Below are 22964 nucleotides of genomic sequence, written 5' to 3'. Positions count from 1 at the left end.
CAAAGGTGTTTTTTTTAGGCTACAAAAGTGTGGCGGAGTTAAAAGTTTTTAAATTACCTCGATTTAAAACCAAGGAATTAGCCCTTAGGCACTTGTACCGAACACGCCTCATGTCGCAAGCTAGGAGGTCCAATTAACTAATGAAAAACTATCAGGTTGATTGTTCTCTGAGTAAAACGACATATGAATATGATATCGCGATGTCATAGCAATGCCATTGGTTAAATAGTTTACCCGACTTCAATGGTCATATGCTGCACTTTTTCTATCCTATAAGTGCCCATGTGAAGCAAGTAATACTCAAACACAATGGTCTATTGATGGGGACAGCAATAGACGGTCTTTTTATTAACCATCAGGAAACAGTCATGCAGATTGGAATACCGAGAGAAAGTATCGAAGGTGAAACTCGAGTCGCGGCGACTCCAGCCACTGTGGTACAGCTAAAAAAACTCGGCTTTAGTGTGGCAGTCGAAGCACAGGCAGGTGTAAAGTCGAGCTTTGATAATGCTGCATTTGAAGCCGCTGGGGCGGATGTAGTTGACGATGTGTATCAAGCAGACTTTATTTTTAAAGTGAATGCACCAACCGATAGCGAAATTGCAAAAATAAAACCGGGCACGACATTGGTCAGCTTTATTTGGCCAGCACAGAACCCTGAGTTAGTTGAAAAACTTTCAAGTCAAAATATTACCGTAATGGCAATGGACATGGTGCCGCGCATTTCACGCGCCCAATCACTAGACGCATTATCGTCAATGGCTAATATTGGTGGTTATCGTGCAGTCGTTGAGGCCGCACACGAGTTTGGCCGTTTCTTTACAGGACAAATTACCGCTGCAGGTAAAGTGCCACCAGCCAAGGTATTGGTTATTGGTGCAGGTGTAGCCGGTCTTGCCGCTATTGGCACAGCGGGCTCACTAGGGGCTATCGTTCGCGCATTTGATACTCGCTTAGAAGTAGCAGAGCAAATTGAGTCAATGGGCGGCAGTTTCTTAAAGCTTGAGTTCGAAAACAAAGAAGGCGGATCATCTGACGGCTACGCAAAAGTCATGAGCGATGAGTTTATTGCTGCTGAAATGGCATTATTTGCTGAGCAAGCCAAAGACGTCGACATTATTATTACCACCGCATTAATTCCCGGTCGCCCTGCGCCAAAACTGATCACCAAAGACATGGTAGACACCATGAAACCGGGTTCAGTGATTGTCGATTTAGCAGCAGCTACTGGCGGTAACTGTGAATATACCGTCACTGGTGAGCGCTTTATCACAGACAATGGCGTTAAAGTGCTAGGTTATACCGATCTACCAGGCCGTTTACCGGCGCAATCGTCACAACTTTATGGCACTAACTTAGTCAACTTGATGAAATTAATGTGTAAAGCAAAAGACGGTAACGCAATACTGGATTTTGATGATGTTGTAATGCGTAACATGACGGTAACCCGTGGCGGAGAAATAACTTTCCCACCTCCGGCTATTTCAGTGTCTGCAGCACCAGCAAAACCAGCAGCGAGTTCAGAGCCTAAAGCGGCTAAAGTTGAAAAAGCTCCGTCTAAACTCAAGTACATTTTAGGCGCCCTGGGGATTGCCGGTTTTGCTGCCGTAGCCTCTGTGGCACCAGCTGAGTTTTTATCACACTTTACCGTGTTTATTTTGTCGTGCGTAGTGGGTTATTACGTTGTATGGAACGTGTCTCATGCGTTACATACACCATTAATGTCAGTCACTAACGCCATTTCAGGCATTATTGTGGTCGGTGCGCTGTTGCAAATAGGTCAAGGCTCAGCACTTGTCACTGCACTTGCGTTTGTCGCGGTGCTTATCGCCAGTATTAACATCTTTGGCGGCTTTACCGTCACTCAGCGTATGCTGAAGATGTTCCGTAAAGATTAAGGGGTAATATCGTGTCTCAAGGACTGGTTACAGCATCTTATATCGTTGCCGCGGTATTTTTTATTCTCAGCTTAGCTGGGTTATCAAAACAAGAAACGGCTAAAAATGGTAATTTATTTGGCATTATTGGTATGGCGATTGCGCTTGCAGCTACCATACTCAATCCTGCTACGAGCGGCGTAGAATGGATCATTCTTGCCATGGTTATTGGTGGTTCAATTGGTATCCGCTTAGCATTGAAAGTCGAAATGACTGAAATGCCAGAGCTGGTCGCCATTTTGCACAGCTTTGTTGGTTTAGCTGCGGTATTGGTAGGCTTTAACAGCTTTATTGATATTCAGCCCCATGAAGTGTCTGAAGTCGTGTTGGTATTAGGGCAAGACCTCAATACCACGCTTGCAACGGCAAAAGCGGCATTTATCGAAGCCAATACAGTACAACAAGCCGAACACCTAACCGGTGCAATGTTAAACATTCACTTAGTTGAAGTGTTTTTAGGCGTGTTTATCGGTGCAGTGACCTTTACGGGTTCTATTGTGGCGTTTGCTAAATTACGCGGACTGATTTCATCAAAAGCATTAATGTTACCGCATCGCCACAAGCTTAATCTGCTTGCCGTAGTGGTTTCATTCATTTTGATGGTGATGTTTGTTCAAGCGGGCGGCGCAGTAACACCACTCATTTTGATGACCTTAATTGCCTTTGCATTTGGTTGGCATTTAGTCGCATCAATTGGTGGCGCAGATATGCCAGTTGTCGTGTCAATGCTCAACTCATATTCAGGTTGGGCAGCAGCGGCGGCAGGTTTCATGTTATCTAATGATTTACTGATTGTTGTCGGTGCCTTAGTGGGTTCGTCAGGTGCGATTCTGTCTTACATTATGTGTAAAGCCATGAACCGCTCGTTCATTTCAGTGATTGCCGGCGGCTTTGGTAACGACAGCGTGGCATCAACTGGTGATGACACTGTGGGCGAATACCGTGAAACAACCGCTGAAGATGTCGCTGATATGCTTAAAGCATCAGACTCAGTCATCATCACTCCAGGTTATGGTATGGCGGTTGCTCAAGCACAATATCCTGTGGCTGAAATCACCAAGAAATTGCGTGCTTTAGGCATTAAAGTTCGCTTTGGTATTCACCCTGTTGCAGGGCGCTTACCCGGTCACATGAACGTACTATTGGCTGAAGCTAAAGTCCCTTACGATATCGTGCTAGAAATGGACGAAATCAACGAAGACTTTAGCAGCACTGACACAGTATTGGTTATTGGCGCAAACGATACGGTTAACCCTGCTGCGATGGAAGATCCAAGTAGTCCAATCGCAGGTATGCCAGTACTCGAAGTGTGGAAAGCGCAAAATGTCATTGGATTTAAGCGTTCAATGAACACGGGCTATGCTGGCGTGCAAAATCCATTGTTCTTTAAAGACAATACCCAAATGTTATTTGGCGATGCCAAAGACAGCGTAGAAGCAATTCTAAAAGCGCTTTAACATCTAAGTTATTGATAAAATACCAGCTCATTAGCTGGTATTTTTTTATCTAAAAGTTAGCTAAACTATATTGCTATGACTTTAAAGGATTACCGGTTATCAATGGCATTGCAGGACAACATGACTCAGCTGCAGCTTGAACTTGAGCAATGTAAGCTCAAAATAAAGCAACTAGAGCGTGAGAATAGCCATCTTACCCTGGTGAACAAAAGGGTAAATGAGCAATTGAATGCTGCCCTTGATGGCACAGGGTTATGCCTGTGGGAACAACACATCCCTAGCGGAAACCTGACCATTTTCAACCAACAATGGGGGCACCTACTCGGTTTTACTCGTCAAGAACTTCCTGCCCATATCGACAGTTGGAAAAACAACTTACATCCAGAAGACAAAGACTGGGTAATAGCAGCATTTGAAAGTCATGTCGCAGGCAAAGCTGAAACCTATGAAGCAGTGCACCGCATGATCCACAAAGATGGCACAGTGGCATGGGTGTCGGACCGTGGAAGAATTATTGAACACGATATTAACGGCAACCCATTGCGCATTATGGGAACGCACATTGATGTCACCAAAGAAAAGCGCTACGAAGAAGATTTAGCCAAACTCGCTCACCGCGATCCGCTCACAAACTTACTCAATCGTACCGCGCTAGTGACCGCCTTTGAACAAGAAAAACAGCAAAAAGATAAACATCATCTCGGCGCATTATGCTTTATCGATCTTGACGGTTTTAAAATCATTAACGACCATTTAGGCCATCGTTATGGCGACAGTTTACTTATTCATATTGCCAAAGACCTCACCCACATATGCCAACAGATTTTTTCCCCACCCGATACAGCAAGTAAACAATATAGTTTTCATATTGCCCGCTTTGGTGGTGATGAATTTGTTATTTTAACTCAATGTTACGATATTGATTTATTAACTCTGCTGGCCAAAAAGCTACTGGACTTATATCGACAGCCACTCAAACTCGACGGAGAAACAGTAAGCATAGGGCTGAGTATAGGCATTAGTTTATTTGACGAACTCGATGAATTTGCTAACGTGTGTGAGCAAGCAGACAAAGCCATGTATAGCGTCAAAAAACACGGGAAACACAACTTTTTATTTTGGTGAAATTTGCCTTGCCCCCTCACATAAGACGATATTAATCGTCGACAAATCATTCCCGCCGACAGAATTTAGCATAATCAAATTGATGTTAATTTACTGTTCGACCTTACTGTTGTCAGCTTGAATTTTAATTAACATTATCAAAGTCAAAATCCAACTCGACAGTTTATATTCACGATAAATTCAATAACACACCCTGAATGTTCAAAACATATCCTTCGTTTTCAATACAAAATTAAGCAATTATTTTTGTTTCAACTACTTAATCATCGTAATTTTTTTGTTAAAAACACGTTAGGTTATAGTTAACGAAAATCAGAAAGCGATAATAATATTACAGGGGAAAGGTATGAGCAGATGTAAGCTTTTTTTTCAGACGACACTCGCACTCGCCATTGCAAATTCATTGGTTGTCACAAACCATGCTTATGCGCAGGAGGCAGAGAATGCCGAAATGGAAAAGATCGTTGTGACTTCTCGCGGGCGAGTGGAAACACTGCAACAAATCCCAGACTCAGTCACTGTCATAAATGCTTCTGAAGTTGCCCAAGCAAGAATAGAGACAATCAAAGATTTTGCCGCCCTGACACCTAATCTTGATGTATCTAAAAACTTTCGCTCTGGTTTAAATTTCATCACCGTTCGTGGCCTAATAACTCCTCAAGTAGGTGAAGCTCCAATTGCCTATGTGGTTGATGGAGTAACCGTACCCAATTTAGAATTTATAAACCAGGGATTGCATAACATTGAACGCATTGAAGTCCTAAGAGGCCCTCAAGGGGCACTCTATGGAAAAAATGCTATCGGTGGAGCGGTTAATATCATCACTAAAGCCCCAACCGATGAAACTGAAGGTTCAGTACAGGCATCATATGCCGAAGGGAATGAAGTTAAGCTAAATTCAGCCTTGAGTGGCGCTGTCATTGAAGACAAACTTTATTACCGTATATCTGCAAACTATCGCGACAGTGATGGGCAAATAGATAATGCTCACTTCAACGAAGATGTCGACTTTGTTGACAGCGCATATGGCTTCCAGGGAATGCTTCACTATTTGATGACTGACGATACAGATATCACTTTTCAAGGTAACTACTCCAACAGTAGACAGGGTAGTAATTATATGGCGAGGATTTCCGCTGACGAGTTAGAAGATTTTAGTATTGAAAACGATAGCAATGCAATCGGTGAAGATATTTCAGAAATGTGGTTTTTATCCTCTAAACTGGAAAGTCAATTTGACCTAGGTAAATTGGTGGTAGTGCTTTCTGCAAATGATTCAGATATTGAGTTTTTTGCTGATGGTGATTTTACTCACTCCGACGCAAGCGAGGAAAACTTTTATTTCCCAATAACACAAATCAACCCGATAAAAGAAAGTTCAGAGAATCTCGAAGTGAGATTTGTTTCAGAGAGCAACGATGGATTTAGTTGGGCCTTAGGCAGTTTTGCAGAAACAAAAGACAGGTATGTTTCATATAACCAGGTTATTGATGTCACACCAACAGAACTTGTGACCTACAATGATGTAAAAGCACTAATGGCTTCAGATCCTTCTCTGGTATTAGAAGGTGAAAAAACAGTCCTAGACAGTTACGCCTATGCCTTTTTTGGACAAGGTAATTATGATATTACCGATGATTTAGAGTTAACATTTGCATTAAGGTATGACTCAGAAACACGCGAAGCATATGATGAACGCGATAAAGCGGCATCAAAAGCCGAACAAACCTATAGCCAACTCCAACCTAAAGCCTCACTTGCTTGGCAATATACACCCGATGTTTTACTTTACACCACCTATTCAAAAGGCTTCAGAAGTGGTGGTTTTAATGAATACTCACCTACCGTCAATCGTCAATATGATAAAGAAGTGTCCGACACAATTGAAATTGGCTCTAAAACAACTTGGCTTGATGACACCATTTGGTTAAATCTAGCGGCCTTTAGAATTGTTCAGCAAGATGCTCAGTTTACGCGTTTAAACCCGTCTACTTTCACCCTAGAAAACTTAAATATCGATGAAGTGATCATTAATGGATTAGAACTAGAGTTATCAGCCAATGTGACTGAAGACATTAAAGTGTCTTTTGGGGCTGGCTATATTGATAACGAAATAACTGAAAATAAAGGAACTGACATCTTATCAGGACGTGATTTACAAGAAACTGAAGGTGGTACAATGCCTTACGTATCTAAGTTTAACTTTAATGGCTCTATTACTCATTACACTGAATTACATAAAGACTGGTTACTAAGCTCACGCTTAGCATTTAACACTGTCGGGCCAAGAAGCTTTGATATCTACAATGATGATACCGGAGAAACAGACTCTCACACCTACCTCAACGCTAATTTCACCGTCAATAATGAGTCGTGGTCAGTTTCATTGTTTGCCAACAATATCTTAGATGAGCAATCTCCAGAAACAGTATTCCTATACAACCCATTAATTCGTATGCAAAACAGCCCTCGACAAGTTGGGGTTCAAGCTAAGTATTCATTCTAGGTTTTAGGGTCGCCCATGTATATGGCGACCCTTTCTGATTTATTTAAAGAGATTATTATGACGATTAGAGTTGCGACTGATGTCGGTGGTACGTTTACTGATCTTGTTTACATTGAACAAGGCACAGTAAAAGCGGTTAAAAGTGATACTACCCCACCTAATTTTGAGCAAGGGGTGATCAATACTGTTGATAAAGCAAATATATCGTTAGCCGATGTCGACTTTTTTGCACACGGTTCAACCGTGGTTATCAACGCGATTACCGAGCGTAAAGGTGTGAAAACAGCGTTAATTACCACTCAAGGATTTCGCGATGTGTTAGAAATAGCCCGGGGTAACACCCCTGATATTTTTAACAATTGCTATCAAAAACCAACGCCTTTTGTTGAGCGCCATTTACGCAGAGAACTCCCCGGACGCTTAGACCATTTAGGCCGAGAAATAACGCCGCTTGATCTCTCATTATTACCAGAGATCTTAACGTACTTTAAATCCCTAGATATTCAGGCTATTGCGGTGTGTTTTTTACATTCTTATTTGAATAAAGAGCATGAAAAAGCAGCCGTAATAGCGATCCAACAATACTGGCCTGAAGTGGATGTTATTGCCTCTTATGAAATTTCATCGGAGTGGAGAGAATATGAGCGAACGAACACCACAGTATTATCAGCATATGTGCTCCCACCCGCTCAGCAATACTTAAATAAACTGAATGAAAAGCTCGCCGAAAAGGGATTAAAAAATGCACCTTACATCATGCAGTCAAATGGCGGTATTGCAACCTTAAAGGCCGCCTGTAAAAACCCTATTACACTTGTAGAGTCAGGCCCTGTAGGCGGGATTTTAGGCGCTGTAGCATACGGTAAAGTTATCGGTGACGAAAACCTGCTAGCTTTAGATATTGGAGGTACAACAGCAAAATGCTCACTCATTAACCAAGGTGAAACGCGGATCACCACCGAATACATGCTCGAGAAAACACAGAGCACAGCAGGTTATCCCATAAAAACCCCCGTAATTGATATCGTTGAAATAGGTAATGGTGGGGGCAGTATTGCCTGGATAGATGCTGCAGGTAGTTTACATGTAGGGCCAAAAAGTGCCGGTTCAACGCCAGGACCTGTGGCTTATGGTCGTAATGGTACAGAACCGACGACAACAGATGCCAATCTTTATACAGGACGAATTAATCCCGACAACTTTGCGGGTGGAGAAATCAAACCGGCTCAACAAGCTGTGCATAACGCCTTCAAAAAGCTCGGTGATACGCTTGGTGTCACCGCCATGGAAATTGCACATGGTGTATTGAAAATTGCAAATTCAAACATGGTTAATGCCCTTAAGCTTATTTCGGTAAACAGAGGTTTTGATCCACGCGACTTTTCACTGATGGCATTCGGCGGCGGCGGGGCTTTACACGCCACTGCGCTAGCAAAAGAACTTAATGTTCGAAAGGTCATTATTCCGCCCTTTGCTGGCGTGTTTTCAGCATGGGGAATGCTGATGCTTGATTTACGTCGAGATTATATTCACACCCATAAAATCAGTATTACCCATGATAGCAAAACAGACATTGGTAAAGCTTTTGATGGCGTGATAACCAATGCATTAGCAGACTACAAAGAAGATGGTTTTAGTGAAGATAAAGTGATGTTAGAGCTTTATGTTGATGCTCGTTATCATGGCCAAGAACATACCGTAAAAATACCTGTTCCTGGATTAACGCTCGAAAATAAAGAATTTATTGATACTTTATCCCAACGTTTTCATCAAGCTCATGAGCAAGAATATACCTTCAATCTTGAAGATTCAGCGATAGAAATTGTCAACATTCATTTGGTTGCATTTGGTCTATTAGATAAAGCTGAAATTACCCCAGTAGCAAAAAGCGAAAGTGCAGATGCCTCTACTGCGATTATTGGCCAACGCGATGTCGATTTCGATGAATTGGGAACCCACAACACCCCTCTTTATAATCGTGAATTATTGACTCACGGTATGAAATTCTCAGGGCCAGCCATTATTGAAGAACCAACGACTACGACAGTCATTCTGCCCGACAACAAAGTAGAAATAGATGCTTTTGGTGGCATACATATCCACTTAACGTATTAAGTTAAAGGACTTTAAACATGACAATAATTCAAGCCAACAAGGAACCTCAGCAGCCTAAATCTGTTGATATTTTTACTATAGAAATCATTAAAAATGCCTTAATCGCGATTGGCGAAGAAATGTTTTTAGCGTTGAAGCGCAGCAGTAAAAGCCCCATTATTTATGAATCATTAGATTATGGTATTGGGGTGACAGATGCCCATGGGCGATTAATATCACAAGGTAACGGTATTCCGGGTTTTATAGGAACACTCGACGCTGCAGTGCAGCGCATCATTGAAAAGTTTGATGCCAATAATATTTATGCCGATGATGTATTCATCTTAAATGACCCATACTCAGGCGGAGGCACTCATCTATCCGATGTGTGTATGATCCGTCCTATATTTTATCAGCATACATTGGTTGCATGGACAGCAAATAAAGCGCATTGGACTGAAGTTGGCGGCAAAGACCCTGGAAGCTACAGTGCTGATGCAACCTCTATTTACCAAGAAGGCCTTCAGTTTCCTGGTATCAAAGTGTATGAAAAAGGCATTGCAAATCAATCGCTGTTAGATTTGATTGAAGCAAATGTGCGCTTACCGGAAATGACCTTGGGTGATTTAAAAGCCTGTGCGGCATCATTAAAAGTCGGTGAGCAGCGCTTTTTATCTTTGATAGAAAAATATGGACAAGAAACAACATTAACAGCAATTGATAAACTATTAGATCACGGCGATACCATGGTGTTTGAAAAGTTTAAAACGTTACCCAAAGGCGACTTTTATGCTGAAGACATTATCGACGAAGATGGTATGGGACACGGCCCCTTTGTCATTAAAGTCAAAGTCACTATCACTGATGAAGAGTTTATTTGTGATTTTACAGGTTCGTCAAAACAAGCACTTGGGCCAATTAATTGCACTATGGGTGTGCTTATTTCGGCAGCGAGAGAAGTATTTATGGGCGTTGTAAAGCCCAATGCAGCGGCTACTGACGGTTGCTTTAGACGTCTTAGAGTAGAGTGTCCAGAGGGCACAATATTAACAGCCCAGCGCCCTGCTCCTGTTTCATCCTATTTTGAGTCGATGGTTTGTGCAGCGGATGTGATCCGTAAAGCACTCTCCTCTGCCATTCCAGATGTATTAACTGCAGGTCAATTTGGCTCTGTGTGCACAATAAGCTTATCGGGAATTAATCCTCTGACAAAAGAACCATTTTTGTTGGTTGAACCATTAGTCGGTGGTTGGGGAGCAAATATCATCAAAGATGGTGAGTCTGGTCAGTTCTGTGTTGGCAATGGCGAAACGAGCAATATACCCATAGAGATCACTGAAGAGCGTTATGGTGTTCGCGTTGAGCGCTATGAATTCAATCCAGATAGTGCTGGTTGTGGTGAATTTCGCGGTGGTAAAGGGGTTATTCTCGAGTATCGCGTATTAGGTGATGGAGCTGATATTTCGAGCTTTTTTGGTCGAGGGATCACACCAACATGGGGAACCAATGGTGGCCAGAACGGTTCTTGTAACTATATCGCGATTATTGATAGTGATGGCAATGAAAAAGCTAGATTCAGTCGAAAAAGCCGATATCCTTTAGAGAAAGGTGACTTAATACGCTTAGTCACTGGCAATGGTGGCGGTTGGGGAGACCCATTAAAACGTTCAGCACAATCTATCACTAAAGATATTGTTAATGGATTTATTTCCGAACAGGAAGCTATAGAAATATACCAATATAATCAGTAATTTTATTGAATGTTAAGACTTCTAAAAACAAAAGGATTATATGTCTACATTACCAATTCATAAAACCAAAGATTTTGCATTTGGTTTAGCAGGCTTATTAACCGCTCCAATTGGTTACTTAGTATTATTATTTTTGCCTGTATATTTAGAAGTTATTGCATTAACAATGAAGCTGACAAATGTGCAAGTGGGGTATTTAGCCGCTACCGATGCGATGGGTATCGTGGTGGCTACCCTCGTATTTTCAACATTTGTTGCAAAGCTTAATTTCAGGAATATCGTCATTGCCGGAGTATTACTGAGTTGCTGTGCAAATTTGGCATCAGCCTATACCGGTGATTTTTTGGTGTTGTGCCTCATTCGAGTTATAGCAGGCATTGGTGAAGGTTTACTCGTGGCCGTTGGCATCACTTCAATCGGGATGACGACTAACCCGAATCGTTGGTTTGGGTTTTATACCGCGGTGGTCGTTGCCGTTCAAGCACTCGGGCTGGTAGCTGTTACACCTATTTATCAATTTGCTGAGCTACAGGGAGTATTTGTCGCCATGGCAATATTTTATTTAACACCATTATTTGTCATCAACAACTTACCCAAAAACAGCCAAAGCTACAAAGATAAGCTTACAAATGATGACGTTATAAACACAATTCCCACGCGATACTTTCTTATTGCACTTGCTGGTTTATTTTGTTTTTACATCGGTATTGGCGGTACGTGGAGCTACATATCCTTTGTGGGTACGGATGCGGGATTGTCGTTAGATTATGTTTCTCAAGCTCTCGCCCTTGCTATGATAGCGGGCTTATTGGGGGCGCTATTTTTTGCTTGGTTAAATATTAAAGGCAAGAGCACTTTGCTGTTACTACTCTCTATTGTGTTGATGAGTGCTTGTTTGATTGTTGTGTCTTTTGACGTCAGTGAATTTAAATATTTAGCTTTGTTAAGTATATTCAGCTTCTTTTGGAGTATTGTTGGCGCAAGAACTTTTGCGATTATTTCTGATGCCGACCACTCAGGAAAATATATTACTGCAGCCCAAACTTGGGTTGGTGTTGGTTACATTGTTGGTCCGATTGTGGCAAGTGAAATTATGTTAGACTTTAGCTACTTAGGGGTAAATGTAATGGGATCTATCTGTTTTGTTGCGTGTTTTATATTAATGCTCCCTTTAGCTTACCAATCAAAATAAGGCTATCCCATAAACGAAATAGCCTTGAAATCAAATCAAGGCTATTGATTTTATAGTGATTTCGTTCTTAAGATATTCTTGTGGCTCTGCCTGTTCAAAAATACTTGTTAACGCGTCTATCCCGTCAGTAATTCGGCCAAAAGCAGCGAAACCAAGGCCGTCACTATAACGTTTACCACCATAATCAAGTTCTAATTGATCCCCAACACTGAAAAAGAAGCTACCATCTGCACTACCCGGTTCAAATCTCGCCATCGAGATGGTGCCATGAGTATGTGAAAGCCCAGAATCTTTTGTTGACTCATGGATTATCGGCGGTAAAAGTAATGGATGTTCGGGCGGTAATCCTGCTTGGATCACTTGAATTTTTGTATTGGCATCTTCAGGCTGCTCAGCATTACTTTCAGTGACAATTCGAAATATCGTCGAGTTATTGAATCGCTTTTGTTGGACATAATTTAAGAAGTTACTGACTGTTACGGGGGCTTTATCCGCGTATAGAGTAACGATGAGGTCGCCAATGTCAGTGTGTATTTTTACTTTTGGGTTATGTATCACCTATACTCTCCAGAGAATCATAATTTAATAATTATCATATATTTATTAAAAATTTTAATCGGAAACATGTTAACTATTTTGAGTTATTTGGTGAATAATGCCTACAAATCAGGTTATTCTTTTGCAAGGCATAAAAGGACAAGATGAATGATAAAAAAACCTGTCAAACTGGATAAAATAAATCGAAATATTCTTATTGAACTACAGAATAACTCTCGAATTAGTAATAACGAATTATCTGAACGGGTAGGTTTGTCACCCAGTGCATGCCTACAACGAGTAAAAGCGATGGAAGATTGCGGCTATATATTACAGTATGTTATGGCGTTAGATATCAATAAACTCTGCGTTAATGTAAAAGCCTATATCAATATCAAGCTAAAGAGTAACACCTATCAAAACTGCTCTATTTTCGAGCGTTCTGCAAAAAAATACCCTCAAATTGTCGACTGCTTAAGAGTGAATGGTGGAATTGATTATATCGCTTTTGTCATTTGCACTTCTATTGAAGAATTTAATGACTTTTGTGATGAGCTTTTACAAGCAGATTTAGGCATCGAAAATATCGCCTCTCATTTCGTACTCGATGAGCCAAAATGGTTTGGTGGATACCCGTTGAATAATTTGCAATGGAAAGATATGTAATTAGAGTCTAGGTCTGTTGTGCTTTGCTGATTAATTTTGCTCCAATCAAACACGCTTAAATTGAAGCGAAAGGTGTACAGCCTAGTCATCGGGTGAGTTTATTTGATGTTTTAAAGTACACTCTGGCTCAATTAACTATTTTATTAATATATTGTTGCCCATAAGCATGTTTATTGCTGCATAATCAGTAACAAACCGCTGCGGTGCGATAGCAGACAACTGACCAATAAGAATTATTCTTTATGTTTTTATCACCTTATTTTACTAAGCAAGATCAAAGTGTGTTTATCTCTGCACAGCAAGCAAGTGACTTTGCCAAAAAAGTGGCTGAAGACTTTAACCCTATTCATGACGTTGGTGCCAAACGTTTTTGTGTACCTGGTGACTTACTGTTTGCATTAGTATTAACAGAATACGGTTTAAGCGCGAACATGAAGTTTAAGTTTGCAGGTATGGTGGGTGATAATGTCGAACTTCATCTTGATAAAAGCGTCACTGAAAAATTCAGTATTTGTGATACCAAAGGCAAAGAGTATCTGCATATTGAACGCCAGGGTGAGGTATGTAAATGCGATGTGCAAACCGCGGCATTCATTAAAAGTTATGTCGCGTTTTCAGGGCTTAACTTCATCCATGTGTTAATGCCAATGATGAAGCAACATCAAGTGATGATTAACCCAGACCGCCCATTGGTTATTTACGAGAGCATGTCGTTCCATCTTGATCATTTTGATTTTACAACAATGAGTTTGCACTTAGTTGATCAGGCCCTAGTCATTAATGGCAAACGTGGCGATGTCACCTTAACATTTGAACTGCAAAGCGAAGGTAAAGTGATTGGTAGCGGGATGAAAACCTTGGTGTTAAGTGGTTTACGTGAATATGACGATGAAAAAGCACAACTGCTGTGTGACGCCTATGAAAGTAGAAAACAGCGTTAACTGTTTTTTATTCATACGCAAAATAAAAACGCGAGCGACACGTTGTGTTTAGCTCGCGTTTTTGACCATTTAGCTATCCTGTTTTACGCTCAATTTAACTTTTAAATTGCCGCACTTCAGGTAATGGTATCGTTGTTTTATTGATCATAACGTCAATTTAAACACCGATGTGTTACTTACAGGTAAAATGACTACTTAGCCAAATTTTTTACTACACTCAATAGCTTTATTGCGCAGTTTGTCCATCATTTAATAGTGCTAATGCACTGTGTCCAACTAGTTGCTCAACACATTGGCTACCTGCCTCAGCAAAATGACTGATTGCAGTCTCTTTTGCCATGTTAAGCGATTTAAGCGTTTTTACATTGTCATCAACACTGCCGCACAAACTAAAAAATAGTTGTAATACGGCTTTGCGCTCGGATTGTTGCATCAATGCATACCAAGATTGCTGTAATGACTCAATTGAAGAAAAATCTAATCCCTCAATGAAAAACTGCCCTATGCGTTCATCTAAACGCACTAAAAATTCCGTTTTACGTGGAAAATGATGGCTAATACCAGTTCGACTTACCCCAGTGGCTGCAGATAAAGTGGTATATGACATTGCTTCAAAACCAATCGTGAGGATTTGTTTAAAGGCTTCGTCTAAAATTTGGTTAACGGTTAACTCAGTTTCAACGCGTGAACGCTTGGCCATAAACGTGGTCTCTCTAATTATTTTGGTGCAAGAGCTTACCAGACCATACTAGAAAATTCTGCTAAGAATTAGCAAGTTTACAACATATTTAACCGTACAATATCCAGAAAGAACGTGCAAAACAGAACATTATCGCGATAACTAATGGTTTACCCCTTTAAAATCAAAGGTTATAGAAATTGTCTGACAAATGATTTGCGTACGGTAAAATATGATGTGTTTTTTTTGAGTCACAAAGAGTTACAAATTATTGAATTGTACTGAATTGATTTTGTAGCCATCGCTGCGCCGAGTCTTTGCCCATCAGCTGTTCAAGTGTTGGCGATAGGACTTCAACTAACTTAGGTTGACGCCAAAACATATATCCAGGTAAAGGTTGAACAACGCCAGCACCAAATGTTCGTTGCACTAAACTCGAAAACTCCCCCATGTCGCGTGACGACCATATAGGCATCAATGGATACACCTCAGCAATAAAATCATCGTACCGAATAAAATGCTGTAATTGCTCAATAGTGTAGTGAGTTAGTACTATTTGAAGTTGTGGCGCACTCCAGTGAGATAAATTACCGCTATCGTTAATTAACGCCAGATTGCGACGGTGAAATTGTTGCCACGCAAGATCAAGCTGAGAATAGTGCTGGGCAATACGCCACAGTAAATATAAGTCGGCTAGCCATTCATGTTGATATTCGGTTAATGAGTTCGGTAATATTTTGTTTTGTAGGCGTATATTGTGTAGATGCCCAATCTCATGCCACAGCGTTAATTGCGCTTGTTGAGGTAAAGGCAATTGATAAGTCGTTAGCCCTATCGAACCACTTTGCTCGGCAATATCTTTGGTCGGATTAACGACAATGATACCGGCAATGTGCTCATCAATAGCCGATAACACCATGGCACTTTTATACCCCATGGCAGCACGGATCGCTTTCGACGAAAATACTTGCTGCTTTTGAAGGGGTATCGGCAATCGCTTTAGGCAAGCTGTTAATTGAGATAAATGACAAATTAATGCACGCTTGTTACCTATATCTGTAAATTCCCCCTGAGAATGAGGGGATCCTTTGACTGCATCGATTTGCCATGACGCCGTTACAGGGTATTTAAGTTCAATAGAAGCTGCTGTTTGAGTCGATAAGGTTTCACTGGCAACGCTAGTGCAGTTACCGATAAGGCCGATGAATAACCATTGCCAGTGTTTAACCATCAATTATTTTTTCGACATAATATTTTGGATAATTGCGGTCGTTGATACACCTTCTTCAAAACCAAGCACCTCGACTTTGCCGCCGGCAGCAATTACTTCAGCGCCACCAGCAATATCTTCTACTTTATAGTCGCCACCTTTGACGAGTGCATCAGGTAATAAGCGGGCAATCACGCGTTGCGGGGTATCTTCAGCAAACGGCACAACCCAATCCACAGAAGCTAATCCTGCTAATACAGCCATACGGCGATCGACAGGGTTAACAGGACGACCAGGGCCTTTTAAACGCGTTACGGAATCATCGCTATTTACAGCCACAATTAAGCGATCGCCCAAGGCTTTAGCTTGTTGTAAATAGCTCACATGACCGGCATGTAAAATATCAAAACAGCCATTAGTCATCACAATACGTTCCCCACGTAAACGGGCCTGCTCCATTGCGTACGCTAATTGATCTTCCGTCATCACACCAAAACCAGATTCGCCATGATTCAGCGCTAATGCTTGAATAAGCTCAATGCGACTCACTGTCGAGGTGCCAAGTTTGCCCACAACCACACCTGCTGCGGTATTAGCGATGGCACATGCTTGCGCTAAAGTCGCACCAGCAGCAATCGATGTGGCTAATGCAGAAATCACAGTATCACCTGCCCCTGTCACGTCATACACTTCACGGGCAACGGTTGGGATATGCAGTTCAGGTTGGTCTTTAGACACCAAGGTCATGCCCTTTTCTGAACGTGTCACTAAAATGGCTTTAAAATCATGTAACTTTATAAGCGCTTGAGCTTTTTCAATCAGATCATTTTCACCCGTTACGGTACCGACCACAGCTTCAAACTCACTCATATTAGGTGTAATGAGTGACGCACCGTGATAGCGCGCAAAATCATGACCTTTAGGATCGACCAATACGGTCACGCCTTTCGCGCGAGCTTTGGCAATAAAATCTTTCGGCTCGTGAATCGCGCCTTTGGCGTAATCAGATAGCACTAATACATCAACGTTATCTAAAATCGTTTCACTTTGGTCAAACAGCGCTTGGCTGCTGGCCTTATCAAACGACTCTTCAAAATCCAAACGTATTAATTGCTGGTTACGAGACAAAACACGTAATTTTGTAATCGTTGGCTTATCGGCAACACTTAACCATTGCGGCTCAACCCCAAATACTTTGACTCCTTGAGTTAGAGCTTCGGCGGTTTCGTCTTGACCAACAAGGCCGGCTAAATGAACATGCCCGCCCAGAGCGGCAATATTTAATGCCACGTTAGCAGCTCCGCCGGGCCTATCTTCAATCTGATTAATTTTAACAACAGGCACAGGCGCTTCGGGTGAAATGCGTCCAGTTGGACCTACCCAATAGCGATCCAACATTACATCCCCAATCACTAAAATACGCGCATTTTCAAACGCTGGGAGAGAAACCTTCATTGTGTATTCACTGTGTTGCAAAAATTTAACCGTAATTGTACCTAATTTTCATCAGAATAATGAGTTAGAATAACAAATAATTTTTGTGAACAAGACGAGTCATCTGTGGTAGAAAAAGCCGAATTTTCTTCTGATTTATATCATCCTAAACATTGGCCTATGTGGTTTGGCGTTTTATTAATGCGCACCACCTTATTACTGCCCTTGCGTTGGCAAATGAAAATGGGCAGCGCCATTGGTCGCCTAGTTAAAAAATTCGCTAAAAGTCGTGCTCATACCGCTCGTCGAAATATTGATTTGTGTTTTCCTGACATGAGCGAAACAGACAAGCAGCAGCTCCTCGATAGTACCTTTGAAGAAACTGGCAAAGCATTATTCGACACTATTAATGCTTGGTGGTGGTCAAATGAGCGTATTCAACAGCACATGACGATAAAAGGCACAGAGCATGTCAGCAATAGCTTAGACAATGGTAAAGGGGTGATTTTATTTGCAGTGCATTGTTTACCACTTGAAATGGGCGCGCGTATCTTTGGTCAATTTGCTCCCGGAATTGGAGTATATCGTCCGCATAACAACCCGGTGATGGAGTATTTACAAGTTAAAGGTCGTTTGCGCTCAAATAAAGGTTTAGTCCCTAAGCGTGATGTACGCCAAATGATCCGCAGTTTGCGCGCTCCAGATGTCATCTGGTACACCGCTGATCAAGATTTTGGCCGCTCAAGTGCGGTTTTTATCCCATTTTTTGCCGTACCAAATGCCGCGACAATTACCGGTGCAACCTCGCTTGCTCGATTAGGTAAAGCCAACGTATTACCTTTTTTTGTTGAACGTAACGCTGATGACACCGGCTATAATCTCGAGATCATGCCGGCACTCGACAACTTTCCTGGCGACAACGAAACCGATGATGCCATTCGCGGTAATCAAATTGTTGAGCAATTAATTAATCGCAACAGAAGCCAATACATGTGGCTCCATCGACGATTTAAAACCAGACCAGTTAAAGGCTCACCTTCATTGTATAAATAATGCCAATCACCATAAAGATAAAGCGCCTCTGAGCGCTTTTTCTTTATGCTTAATAAGCTAAGCTGCATTGATGACTTAAGTTTTTTTAGTTGTAAACTCAAAATCTTGCGAGATATTTACCGCTTTAAATCCAGCCGGATTTTGCATCAAATTGGTGGCAATAAAATCTGCGGCCATACCAAATGGTTTGGTATTAATTTGACGCAGAAACATCACTCCTTCGGCAGATTTAGCACTGAGATAGGCATAAGCCAAGCGATTGCATTCAACAACCCAATCTGCACTCACACCTGCTGCCTCTGTTTTCGGCAAACAGCTTAATCCAATTGAGTCATCATTAAGTTTAATCGACAGCTCAACCAAATTGCCTTGTGTTGATTGGGGAGCTTGATTGTCAGCTTCTGCCAACATAGACATCATGCCACCTAAAGCAAATGTCAGTACCGCGCTTGATAATTTCATATTAACTCCATTTAATACACTTCAAATTTGCATACCGTGAAACCGTTCACGATTGCAATAGTACCTCAAGCTAAAGCAGAGCGTTATCCCCTCAGCCCATATACAATCATAAACAACTTATTAACCATCAAAAGTATGAATGATGATGCTTAGTGATAATACCGCTATATAAAATCACAAATCTCATTCAATGACTTTTTATCTATGGCGTGTTGTGGAACCGTAGCATTATCTGCAGGATAACCGGCAATAATTAACATATAAGGTCGTTCGTTATCATTGTCTCGGCCACACACTTTGCTCAAAAAGCTCATTGGTTTAGGGGTATGTGTTAATGTACCTAGCCCAGCATGATGCAATGCTTGAATTAAAAAACCGGTCGCGATGCCTACAGACTCATGCACATAATAATTTGTTTTTTGCTCGCCCTCATCTTCACTGCGTTTTTTGCTAAAGACCGCAATAAGCCAGGGCGCATGTTCTAAATAAGGTTTATTCGCGTCGGTGCCCAATGGCTTTAACGCATCTAACCATTCTTCTCCTGCTCGTCCAGCATAAAAAGCCTGCTCTAACGCTTCAGCTTGTTGCCGAATTTGTGCTTTTATCTCAGGGCTATTAATCGCCACAAAATGCCAAGGTTGATGATTCGCGCCATTTGGTGCTGTGCCTGCGGCTAATATGCATTGCTCAATAATGGCTTGCGGTACAACCCTGTCGGAAAAAGCCCTAATAGAGTGACGACGCTTAACTTGCTGGTAGTTATCTTGGGCACGTTTGAGCATTTCATCTTGCGGGTATTCTATAAAATCGGTAAGCGGCATATGAGCTGTCATAACATGTCCTTAAAGTAAGCCGATTGAGATAATGCTATAAGCTAACAAACATAACTTAAAATGCTATACAAATATTCTTATTGAATCCCTATCGCCGACAGATTACAGTCAATAGCAACAGTTCAACGTTTTAGCTTATGCTTAATAAAGGATTATATGATTGCTGCGATAATGGGCGCGACTGGCCTAGTAGGTAATGCATTACTGAGCCAATTAATTGAAAGTGAACAGTACAGCAAAGTTATCGTAATTGGCCGCTCAACCCCGGCCTTAGTTGAGCATCAGTTTGGTGCAGAAAAAGTGCAATTTATTGCCTGCCAAATAGATGAGTTACGTGAGTTAACTTTACCTGAAAAAATCGACCATGCGTTTTGTTGTCTTGGCACAACCATTAAGGAAGCCGGCAGCGAGGAAGCTTTTATTCAGGTTGATAAACTTGCCGTATTAGCCTTTGCCAAATTATGCCAAGCCCAAAATAGTCCCACACTCAAATTTATGGTAGTCACCGCTCAAGGGGCCAGCGCCAAATCAACTGTGTTTTATAATCGGATTAAAGGCGAACTAGAACAAGGGCTAAGTGCAATGGAATTGCCCGTGCTAAATATTTTCCAACCCAGCTTATTGCTAGGTGAGCGCGCTCAAGGGCGTTTTTTAGAAGGCATAGGACAAATATTATTTAGTGTCCTTGGCTGGCTATTTATTGGGCCACTGCGTAAATACCAACCGATTGATGCAAACACTGTTGCAGAGGCTATGTACCACGTTGCGCTCAAACCCCAAACGGCACCAACTACCAGAATAATCACCAATGTGATGATGCATAACAGTCAGCATTAAGCCTATACTTATCTCAAATAACCTGATCTCAGGACAAGCTATACGAAGTCAATAGATTAACGATGTAATGACGATTTTAGACTATAAGCAACCGATAAGGATGGAGAAGAATATGAGTGACAATGATTATTTAACTTTAGAAGAAGTCTGCAAAATACTCGATAAAAGTCCTACAACGATTAAACGCTACGCTCGAGAGAATCTTTTATCGAGTGAGCAAAATGGCCAGGAGCTGAGTTTTAATAAAGAGGAAGTCATGCGTTATTTAACTTTTTCAGAACGCTTAGGTTAGTGTTATTAGCACCGTCAAACAAAAAATCCCCAAGCGCTTAACTCGCTTAGGGATTTTTGTTATCTCACCGCATCATTGAATCTATTACCCCCACGAAAACCGTGGCACTAATCACCAAAGTCATCGAGTAAGATATTCTCAGATTCAACCCCCAGACTTTCCAGCATAGCGATAACTGATGCATTCATGATTGGCGGGCCACACATATAAAACTCACAATCTTCTGGCGCTTTATGCTGCTTTAAGTAGTTCTCAAACAACACATTATGAATAAAGCCAGTGTATCCCGTCCAGTTATCTTCTGGCAGCGGATCAGACAGTGCTACATGCCAAACAAAGTTATCGTTTTCGGCAGCCAGCTGATCAAAATCTTGTTGATAAAACACTTCACGGGTTGAGCGAGCGCCATACCAAAAGCTCATTTTACGCTTGGTTTTAACACTTTTTAATTGATTAAAAATGTGCGAACGCATAGGCGCCATACCAGCACCACCGCCAACAAACACCATTTCAGCATCGGTCTCCTTCACAAAGAACTCACCAAATGGCCCAGAAATTGTTACCTTGTCACCGGCTTTTAAATTAAAGATGTACGACGACATTTTGCCTGGTGGTAACCCTTCTTTTGGTGGGGTCGCAATACGCACGTTAAGCATAATACGGCCCTTTTCATCAGGGTAATTTGCCATTGAGTAAGCACGTAATACGTCTTCATCAACCTTAGACACTAAGTCGAATAAACCGTATTTAACCCAGTCACCACGATACTCTTCAGGGATATCAAAATCGGCATAACGCACTTCATGCGCAGGGGCTTCAATTTGAATATAACCACCGGCTTTAAATAGTACTTCTTCGCCATCTGGAATTTTTAACAGCAACTCTTTAATAAAAGTCGCCTGGTTATCATTTGAAATAACCTCACATTGCCATTTTTTAACCCCAAAGATCTCTTCGTCTACTTCAAGTTCCATGTCAGTTCGCACTGCAACCTGACACGCTAAACGACAACCTTCTTTGGCTTCTTTCTTGGTAATATGGTCAAGCTCTGTTGCTAAAATATCACCACCGCCCGACTTCACTTTAACTCGACATTGGCCACAGGTTCCGCCACCGCCACAAGCCGATGGAATAAAAATTTGTTGCCCTGCTAATGCGCCAAGTAACTTGTCGCCAGCAGGCGTACGTACCGTTTTATCAGCATCACCGTTAATACTAATAGTGACATCTTCGGTACTAACTAACTTACGTTTGGCGAGTAAAATCACCATTACTAGGATGCATACCACAATGGTAAACATGCCTATACCAATTGCCATTTCCATTACATAGCCCTTCTTATCAATGCGTTATAACGTGATGCCAGCAAAAGACATAAACCCAAGCGCCATCAACCCTGTGGTAATAAAGGTAATCCCGATACCCTGTAAACCATCAGGTATGGCATGAAACTTCATCCGCTCACGTAAGCCTGCAAGTAATACAATCGCCACAGCCCAACCCACTGCCGAACCCGATGCAAATACCACAGATTCAGTTAAGTCGTAGTCACGGTTAGCCATAAAAATAACCCCAGCAAAAATGGCGCAGTTTACAGTTAGTAATGGTAAAAAGATCCCCAATGACTGATACAAAGTAGGAATGTAACGATCTAAAAACATTTCTAAAATTTGCACTAATGCAGCGATCACCCCAATAAAGGTAATCAGCTGCAAGTAGCTTAAATTGAGTTCAGCAAAACCTGCCCAAGCTAATGCACCTGGCGCAAGAATATTAACGTAAATGATTTGATTTAATGGCACAGCAAGTACCATTACCACAATCACTGCAATCCCTAAACCAAACGCAGTAGAGACCTTTTTAGACACGGCAAGAAACGTACACATACCCAAGAAAAATGACAGGGCCATGTTGTCGATAAATGCAGCTTGGATAAATAAATTAATATAGTGTTCCAT

General features: G+C 41.5%; 20 protein-coding genes. 12 read left to right on the top strand and 8 right to left on the bottom strand.

Annotated features, from left to right (window positions below):
• Positions 1-368 precede the first annotated feature (368 nt).
• The 7 genes from IEY40_RS17105 to IEY40_RS17075 all read left to right on the top strand — a co-directional run bounded on the left by IEY40_RS17105 (position 369) and on the right by IEY40_RS17075 (position 12062).
• Positions 369-1898 (top strand): Re/Si-specific NAD(P)(+) transhydrogenase subunit alpha, encoded by a 1530-nt coding sequence (locus tag IEY40_RS17105; RefSeq protein WP_188958331.1) that lies wholly within the window; start codon positions 369-371, stop codon positions 1896-1898.
• A gap of 11 nt (positions 1899-1909) precedes the next feature.
• Complete coding sequence (gene pntB, locus IEY40_RS17100; protein ID WP_188958330.1) at positions 1910-3394, top strand: Re/Si-specific NAD(P)(+) transhydrogenase subunit beta; 1485 nt, start codon at positions 1910-1912, stop codon at positions 3392-3394.
• A gap of 120 nt (positions 3395-3514) precedes the next feature.
• Positions 3515-4519 carry a sensor domain-containing diguanylate cyclase gene (locus tag IEY40_RS17095; RefSeq protein ID WP_229777147.1) on the top strand — a complete coding sequence of 335 codons (1005 nt, stop codon included), beginning with the start codon at positions 3515-3517 and terminating at the stop codon, positions 4517-4519.
• A 346-nt stretch (positions 4520-4865) separates the two neighbouring features.
• Entirely contained in the window at positions 4866-7025 is a 2160-nt protein-coding gene (locus IEY40_RS17090; RefSeq protein WP_188958326.1) for a TonB-dependent receptor, read from the top strand.
• A gap of 57 nt (positions 7026-7082) precedes the next feature.
• Positions 7083-9140 (top strand): hydantoinase/oxoprolinase family protein, encoded by a 2058-nt coding sequence (locus IEY40_RS17085; RefSeq protein WP_188958324.1) that lies wholly within the window; start codon positions 7083-7085, stop codon positions 9138-9140.
• A 17-nt stretch (positions 9141-9157) separates the two neighbouring features.
• Positions 9158-10870 (top strand): hydantoinase B/oxoprolinase family protein, encoded by a 1713-nt coding sequence (locus IEY40_RS17080; RefSeq protein WP_188958322.1) that lies wholly within the window; start codon positions 9158-9160, stop codon positions 10868-10870.
• A gap of 40 nt (positions 10871-10910) precedes the next feature.
• A complete protein-coding gene (locus tag IEY40_RS17075) occupies positions 10911-12062 on the top strand; it encodes an MFS transporter (protein WP_188958320.1) in 1152 nt (383 codons plus the stop codon).
• A 30-nt stretch (positions 12063-12092) separates the two neighbouring features.
• On the opposite strand, the gene IEY40_RS17070 is transcribed toward IEY40_RS17075, so the two are convergent.
• Positions 12093-12620, bottom strand: coding sequence for a peptidylprolyl isomerase (locus IEY40_RS17070; RefSeq protein ID WP_101086083.1), 528 nt, complete (start codon positions 12618-12620; stop codon positions 12093-12095).
• A 147-nt stretch (positions 12621-12767) separates the two neighbouring features.
• Between IEY40_RS17070 and IEY40_RS17065 the strand changes: the two genes are divergently transcribed.
• Both IEY40_RS17065 and IEY40_RS17060 read left to right on the top strand, forming a co-directional pair.
• Entirely contained in the window at positions 12768-13265 is a 498-nt protein-coding gene (locus IEY40_RS17065) for an Lrp/AsnC family transcriptional regulator (protein ID WP_188958318.1), read from the top strand.
• 242 nt (positions 13266-13507) lie between these two features.
• The gene (locus IEY40_RS17060) at positions 13508-14206 is read left to right on the top strand and encodes a DUF3581 domain-containing protein (RefSeq protein ID WP_188958316.1); all 699 of its coding nucleotides are present in this window, start codon (positions 13508-13510) and stop codon (positions 14204-14206) included.
• Positions 14207-14432: 226 nt separating this feature from the next.
• Here IEY40_RS17060 and IEY40_RS17055 read toward each other — a convergent pair whose 3' ends face one another.
• The 3 genes from IEY40_RS17055 to hldE form a co-directional block, all read right to left on the bottom strand.
• Positions 14433-14906 carry a TetR family transcriptional regulator gene (locus IEY40_RS17055; protein ID WP_188958313.1) on the bottom strand — a complete coding sequence of 158 codons (474 nt, stop codon included), beginning with the start codon at positions 14904-14906 and terminating at the stop codon, positions 14433-14435.
• A 247-nt stretch (positions 14907-15153) separates the two neighbouring features.
• The gene (locus IEY40_RS17050) at positions 15154-16116 is read right to left on the bottom strand and encodes a hypothetical protein (protein ID WP_229777146.1); all 963 of its coding nucleotides are present in this window, start codon (positions 16114-16116) and stop codon (positions 15154-15156) included.
• Between the two features lie 3 nt (positions 16117-16119).
• Positions 16120-17550, bottom strand: a complete 1431-nt coding sequence (hldE, locus tag IEY40_RS17045; RefSeq protein ID WP_188958311.1) for a bifunctional D-glycero-beta-D-manno-heptose-7-phosphate kinase/D-glycero-beta-D-manno-heptose 1-phosphate adenylyltransferase HldE — start codon at positions 17548-17550, stop codon at positions 16120-16122.
• Between the two features lie 105 nt (positions 17551-17655).
• On the opposite strand from hldE, the gene IEY40_RS17040 reads away from it, so the two are divergent.
• Positions 17656-18582 carry an LpxL/LpxP family Kdo(2)-lipid IV(A) lauroyl/palmitoleoyl acyltransferase gene (locus IEY40_RS17040; RefSeq protein WP_188958309.1) on the top strand — a complete coding sequence of 309 codons (927 nt, stop codon included), beginning with the start codon at positions 17656-17658 and terminating at the stop codon, positions 18580-18582.
• Positions 18583-18657: 75 nt separating this feature from the next.
• Here the strand turns inward: IEY40_RS17040 and IEY40_RS17035 are convergent, their stop codons facing one another.
• Together IEY40_RS17035 and IEY40_RS17030 are read right to left on the bottom strand one after the other, a co-directional pair.
• Entirely contained in the window at positions 18658-19044 is a 387-nt protein-coding gene (locus tag IEY40_RS17035) for a hypothetical protein (RefSeq protein ID WP_188958307.1), read from the bottom strand.
• Positions 19045-19208: 164 nt separating this feature from the next.
• A complete protein-coding gene (locus IEY40_RS17030; RefSeq protein WP_188958305.1) occupies positions 19209-19877 on the bottom strand; it encodes a nitroreductase family protein in 669 nt (222 codons plus the stop codon).
• A gap of 156 nt (positions 19878-20033) precedes the next feature.
• Between IEY40_RS17030 and IEY40_RS17025 the strand changes: the two genes are divergently transcribed.
• Together IEY40_RS17025 and IEY40_RS17020 are read left to right on the top strand one after the other, a co-directional pair.
• Complete coding sequence (locus tag IEY40_RS17025; RefSeq protein ID WP_188958303.1) at positions 20034-20714, top strand: Rossmann-fold NAD(P)-binding domain-containing protein; 681 nt, start codon at positions 20034-20036, stop codon at positions 20712-20714.
• A 112-nt stretch (positions 20715-20826) separates the two neighbouring features.
• On the top strand, positions 20827-21006 hold the full coding sequence (locus tag IEY40_RS17020; protein ID WP_188958301.1) for a helix-turn-helix domain-containing protein: 180 nt from the start codon (positions 20827-20829) through the stop codon (positions 21004-21006).
• Positions 21007-21113: 107 nt separating this feature from the next.
• On the opposite strand, the gene nqrF is transcribed toward IEY40_RS17020, so the two are convergent.
• Together nqrF and nqrE are read right to left on the bottom strand one after the other, a co-directional pair.
• Complete coding sequence (gene nqrF / locus IEY40_RS17015; protein ID WP_188958299.1) at positions 21114-22331, bottom strand: NADH:ubiquinone reductase (Na(+)-transporting) subunit F; 1218 nt, start codon at positions 22329-22331, stop codon at positions 21114-21116.
• A gap of 24 nt (positions 22332-22355) precedes the next feature.
• Positions 22356-22964: an NADH:ubiquinone reductase (Na(+)-transporting) subunit E gene (nqrE, locus tag IEY40_RS17010; protein WP_188958297.1), complete on the bottom strand. Its 609-nt coding sequence runs from the start codon at positions 22962-22964 to the stop codon at positions 22356-22358.

The sequence above is a fragment of the Shewanella ulleungensis genome (assembly GCF_014648315.1).
Taxonomy (GTDB): Bacteria; Pseudomonadota; Gammaproteobacteria; order Enterobacterales; family Shewanellaceae; genus Shewanella; species Shewanella ulleungensis.
Note: the sequence above shows the minus strand (reverse complement) of the source record. Positions and strands in the feature narration are given on the sequence as shown.

Excerpts from the sequence above, each read along its gene's own strand:
- IEY40_RS17105 (WP_188958331.1), top strand. The coding sequence starts at position 369 with ATGCAGATTGGAATACCGAGAGAAAGTATCGAAGGTGAAACTCGAGTC.
- IEY40_RS17095 (WP_229777147.1), top strand. The coding sequence starts at position 3,515 with ATGACTCAGCTGCAGCTTGAACTTGAGCAATGTAAGCTCAAAATAAAG.
- IEY40_RS17090 (WP_188958326.1), top strand. The coding sequence starts at position 4,866 with ATGAGCAGATGTAAGCTTTTTTTTCAGACGACACTCGCACTCGCCATT.
- IEY40_RS17085 (WP_188958324.1), top strand. The coding sequence starts at position 7,083 with ATGACGATTAGAGTTGCGACTGATGTCGGTGGTACGTTTACTGATCTT.
- IEY40_RS17080 (WP_188958322.1), top strand. The coding sequence starts at position 9,158 with ATGACAATAATTCAAGCCAACAAGGAACCTCAGCAGCCTAAATCTGTT.
- IEY40_RS17075 (WP_188958320.1), top strand. The coding sequence starts at position 10,911 with ATGTCTACATTACCAATTCATAAAACCAAAGATTTTGCATTTGGTTTA.
- IEY40_RS17065 (WP_188958318.1), top strand. The coding sequence starts at position 12,768 with ATGATAAAAAAACCTGTCAAACTGGATAAAATAAATCGAAATATTCTT.
- IEY40_RS17060 (WP_188958316.1), top strand. The coding sequence starts at position 13,508 with ATGTTTTTATCACCTTATTTTACTAAGCAAGATCAAAGTGTGTTTATC.
- IEY40_RS17055 (WP_188958313.1), bottom strand. The coding sequence starts at position 14,906 with ATGGCCAAGCGTTCACGCGTTGAAACTGAGTTAACCGTTAACCAAATT.
- IEY40_RS17050 (WP_229777146.1), bottom strand. The coding sequence starts at position 16,116 with ATGGTTAAACACTGGCAATGGTTATTCATCGGCCTTATCGGTAACTGC.
- hldE (WP_188958311.1), bottom strand. The coding sequence starts at position 17,550 with ATGAAGGTTTCTCTCCCAGCGTTTGAAAATGCGCGTATTTTAGTGATT.
- IEY40_RS17035 (WP_188958307.1), bottom strand. The coding sequence starts at position 19,044 with ATGAAATTATCAAGCGCGGTACTGACATTTGCTTTAGGTGGCATGATG.
- IEY40_RS17030 (WP_188958305.1), bottom strand. The coding sequence starts at position 19,877 with ATGACAGCTCATATGCCGCTTACCGATTTTATAGAATACCCGCAAGAT.
- IEY40_RS17025 (WP_188958303.1), top strand. The coding sequence starts at position 20,034 with ATGATTGCTGCGATAATGGGCGCGACTGGCCTAGTAGGTAATGCATTA.
- IEY40_RS17020 (WP_188958301.1), top strand. The coding sequence starts at position 20,827 with ATGAGTGACAATGATTATTTAACTTTAGAAGAAGTCTGCAAAATACTC.
- nqrF (WP_188958299.1), bottom strand. The coding sequence starts at position 22,331 with ATGGAAATGGCAATTGGTATAGGCATGTTTACCATTGTGGTATGCATC.
- nqrE (WP_188958297.1), bottom strand. The coding sequence starts at position 22,964 with ATGGAACACTATATTAATTTATTTATCCAAGCTGCATTTATCGACAAC.